4 protein-coding genes are annotated in these 3840 nt (G+C 60.3%); 2 read left to right on the forward strand and 2 right to left on the reverse strand.

Annotated elements, in window-relative coordinates; genetic code table 11:
• Positions 1-112: 112 nt before the first annotated feature.
• Together BMW72_RS18030 and BMW72_RS18035 are read right to left on the reverse strand one after the other, a co-directional pair.
• A complete protein-coding gene (locus BMW72_RS18030) occupies positions 113-682 on the reverse strand; it encodes a cysteine hydrolase family protein (RefSeq protein ID WP_166787665.1) in 570 nt (189 codons plus the stop codon).
• 431 nt (positions 683-1113) lie between these two features.
• Positions 1114-1464, reverse strand: a complete 351-nt coding sequence (locus BMW72_RS18035; protein ID WP_092113089.1) for a MerR family transcriptional regulator — start codon at positions 1462-1464, stop codon at positions 1114-1116.
• Positions 1465-1524: 60 nt separating this feature from the next.
• Here BMW72_RS18035 and BMW72_RS18040 point away from each other — a divergent pair, with 60 nt between their 5' ends.
• Together BMW72_RS18040 and BMW72_RS18045 are read left to right on the forward strand one after the other, a co-directional pair.
• The gene (locus BMW72_RS18040; RefSeq protein WP_092113099.1) at positions 1525-2091 is read left to right on the forward strand and encodes an RBBP9/YdeN family alpha/beta hydrolase; all 567 of its coding nucleotides are present in this window, start codon (positions 1525-1527) and stop codon (positions 2089-2091) included.
• A 38-nt stretch (positions 2092-2129) separates the two neighbouring features.
• A complete protein-coding gene (locus tag BMW72_RS18045) occupies positions 2130-3341 on the forward strand; it encodes an MFS transporter (protein ID WP_167361078.1) in 1212 nt (403 codons plus the stop codon).
• Positions 3342-3840 lie beyond the last annotated feature (499 nt).

The following is a 3840-nucleotide window of genomic DNA, read 5'->3' on the forward strand; positions in this document are numbered from 1 at the left end:
AAAACCGCGCCTGTTTCTTAACGAACTCATTCTTCAACCACACGTACAACACCTCACAAAAATCGAGTGTTGCGACGACCGGTTGAATCCGCCAAACCCCTACGGGACGCTTTCAGCGGTTGAGAAGTTCGCGCGAGTGGACGACAGTGGCGAACTCGTCGTGGAGATTGATCGCGGTTACTCGGGAAAGTTCCTCGGCGCTGATCATGCCACCTTCGAGGTCTGCCCTGTCAAATGTGTGAGTTGCATCTATAGCAAAATAGACGGTGTATCCCAAGTTTCCGCCAACGCGAGCTGTTGTTTCGCAGCAGTGATTGGTGGTGATGCCACAGATCACAATGATCGAGATAGCGTTTTTGCGAAGCCAGGAGTGAAGATCGGGTGTGCCGTGAAAACTTGAGTTGACCGTCTTTTGGACCAACAAATCTGGAGTACCGGACATGTAGCTTTTCAACGCATAGCCAGGGTTGCTGGGGTGCAGCGGGGAGAGCGGACTAGAAGAATTATGCTGCACGAAGACGACCGGTCGCGAAAGCCTGTGCCACTCGTTCACTAACGCTGCGATGTTCTGATCGCAGTCCTCGTTGTTTCGCGGTCCCCACCATTCGACTTGGTCAAATCCTTGCTGAGCGTCAACGACGATCAGGGCGGTGTGGTCATCGATCGAGGGTAGCTGTGTCACGATTTAGAACTCCTTATAGGTTTCAGATCAACGACAGAAATGATTGGTCCCCAGCTGCCATGTGGACCGGGACCGCGTCAGACATCATTCAGCATCCCACGACTGCGCACCACGTCAGTTCGACACCCACGGTGGGACGCAGACGCGATCTCACAAGCCGGAACTCTAATGTTCCAGAACGATCAATACGGCCGGCGGCACGCCGGTCGCTCAGAGTTCCCGCAAGGGGAACCCCAACTGGGATTCCCAGGACCTGGGACTGCCGCTGGCTCTGAGGTTCGTGCTCGGCATCGGACTGGTCCGGATAACGATGAACCCCCGCGATGATCATCGGGGGCACCGCACCGTTGGTTAACACGATCCACGCATCGTTCATCACCCTCGGCTCCGCGTTGATCCTTGGCTACGGGGCTCCTAGCGCCAGATGGTTCTTAGTTGGCAGACGCGAGGTCGTGCAGTCGTTGCTGTCGCTCATACAGCTCACCCTGCCTCCGGTCGAGGCATTCGGAGATGGAGGCGAGTTCGGCGCGGAGATCCGGGCATAGTTCAAGCCACGTGCCGTGGTCACCGACGCGAGCGCAGTCGAGGTAGCGTTTGACGGAGGCGGTGTTCAAGCCTGCGTCGATCATGGTCTTGATCTGTGCGACTCGGACGATGTCCTCTTGGGCGTAGTCGCGGTAGCCTGCGCTGCTGCGTGCGGGGATGAGCAGGCCGCGCTCTTCGTAGTGGCGCAGCGCGCGGGCGCTGACCCCAGTCTTGCTGGCGAGTTCGCCAATCTGCATCGCTGTCTCCTCTCATCAGGCTTGACCTTCACGCTAGCGTCAGGCCGTACGTTCTTGTTCGTGACTTCTTTAACAACACTTCAGGATGCCTATATCTTCCACGGCTACGGGGCCGTCCCAGACGATCACTGGTTCGGCTGGCTCGCTCGGCAACTCGACGCCGCCAACATCCGGACCGTCGTCCCTGCACTGCCAGACTCTCGCGCGCCCGAGGCGCCCCGCTGGCAGGAGACCGTAAGCGCTGCCGTGGGCGAGATGGGTGAGGACACGGCCGTGATCGCGCACAGCCTCGGCTGTCTCGCCGTACTGCGGCACTTGGCGTCCCTCACCGGCGTGTGGCGGCTAGGAAGCCTCGTCTTGGTGTCCGGGTTTCTCGATCCGCTGCCGGTGCTGCCGGAGTTGGACAGCTTCATCGGTGCCGGTTGCGATGTGACCGGGCTAAGCAAACACATCGACCGGGTTATCGTGATTCGCTCCGACGACGATTCCCTGGTGCCTCTCTCTCACACGGATCGGCTGGCTGAACTTCTCGGGGTCAGGGCCGTGGTGGTCCCCGGAGCAGGGCATTTCCTCGCCGCCGATGGCCACAGCACCCTGCCCGCCGCGTACGACGCCATCGTGTCCTGAATCCGCTTCCGTTCGAAGGGATTTCCATGTACTTCCGGATGGCCGTGCTGATCCTCGGTATCTTCTGCGTCGGCACTGCCGAACTCTCACCCAGCGGGATGCTCGGAGAACTCTCCCGCGACCTGTCGGTGACCATCCCCACCGCAGGCCTGATGGTCACTGTCTATGCTCTTACTGTGGTGGTAGGCGGCCCGATAGTCACGGCGGTCACCACTCGTATTCCCCGCAAGTACCTGCTTATGCTGCTCTTGCTGGTGTCAGTGCTCGGGAACGTGCTGTGCGCGCTCGCGCCGACGTTCGCGATCCTGCTGGTCGGAAGGATGATAGCTGCCATCATCCACGGCACGTTCTTGGCGGTGTGCGTCGTGACGGCAAGCAGCCTGGCTTCTGCCGAGAAGCGAGGCTCTGCCGTAGCTGGCACCCAACTCGGCGTGAATCTCGCAACCGTCCTCGGGGTGCCGTTAGGCACACTCATGGCACAGCAGATCAACTGGCGCGCCACCTTCGGCAGCGTCGCCGTGCTCGCTCTGATCACGTGTGTGATGATCCTGATCGCGATCCCCGCCAACGACAAGGCCGTGGATCCAACCTCGGTGCGGCACGAGATACGGGCGTTCACGAACTGGCAGGTCACCGGCACGGTGCTCGCCACGGTGCTATGTTCAGGCGGCATGTTCACTGTGATCACCTATATGGTGCCGCTGCTCACCGACGTCAGCGGGTTCCCCGCCGCCTGGGTGCCCGCCGTGCTCCTCGCGTATGGTGGCGGGTCGATCGCCGGGAACTTCATCGGAGGCCGGCTCGCTAATCGCTCTGTCGAGGCCACCGTCGGGTGGCTCTCCTGGGCGCTCACAGCCGCATGCGTTCTTTTCTGGATCGCCGCCCCCTCCGCAGCCGGAAGTGCTGCGTTTCTGGTGCTGTTCTCCATCGCGACGTTCGCACTGATCCCCGGTCTGCAAGTCAGGATCCTCGCGACGGCGGCGGACGCGCCGACCCTATCCCTGACGGTTAACATGGCCGCTTTCGCGCTCGGCGCGGCCGTTGGCTCGTGGGCCGGTGGCCAGGTTATCGCCACGGGACTCGGCCTCCGCGCGATCGCCCTGGCCGCTGCCGCTTTCAGCCTGTTCGGGGCGCTCGTGATCGCACAAGTGGTCTATGCCGCCCGAGACCGAACCGGATCGACCAGCGGTGAAACGTCTCCGGCTGGAGAGGATCAGCCCGTTTCCTTAGTTGGGAGCGATAGGCCTTGATGGTCTGTTGAAGATTTGGCTGACTCCAGAAATGCATAGCGAGCTCCCGATCGCAGTATGCCTCTCGGCCACCCTCGGGGTCAGCAGTAATGGCCCCACCACATCATCGGTTCAGCACAAGTTGGCAAATGGATCGATGGGGCTCATCACTCATCACTCATCAGGGCGATCAAGGATCATGACGATGTCGACTCGCGGGGTTCGCGCCTACGTACGGACGGGATGTTGAAGCGAAACGCGATCAAGCATTAAGACGAAACTCCACTGAATACCCAACACCGCAGCATCCAAAGTTAAACGTCCGCAAACGCAAGAACTCAGGTTGATGCCGATACGCGACAAGCAGATCGGACAACAGTAAGGGGCGTCCCGCATAGACACCGCGTTATTGTCCCGCAAGCCGGAGGCGGATTCAACCGGTCGTCGCAACACTCGATTTTTGTGAGGTGTTGTACGTGTGGTTGAAGAATGAGTTCGTTAAGAAACAGGCGCGGTTTTG

This window comes from Cryobacterium luteum (genome assembly GCF_900110125.1).
GTDB classification, from domain to species: Bacteria; Actinomycetota; Actinomycetes; order Actinomycetales; family Microbacteriaceae; genus Cryobacterium; species Cryobacterium luteum.

Excerpts from the sequence above, each read along its gene's own strand:
- BMW72_RS18035 (WP_092113089.1), bottom strand. The coding sequence starts at position 1,464 with ATGCAGATTGGCGAACTCGCCAGCAAGACTGGGGTCAGCGCCCGCGCG.
- BMW72_RS18045 (WP_167361078.1), top strand. The coding sequence starts at position 2,130 with ATGGCCGTGCTGATCCTCGGTATCTTCTGCGTCGGCACTGCCGAACTC.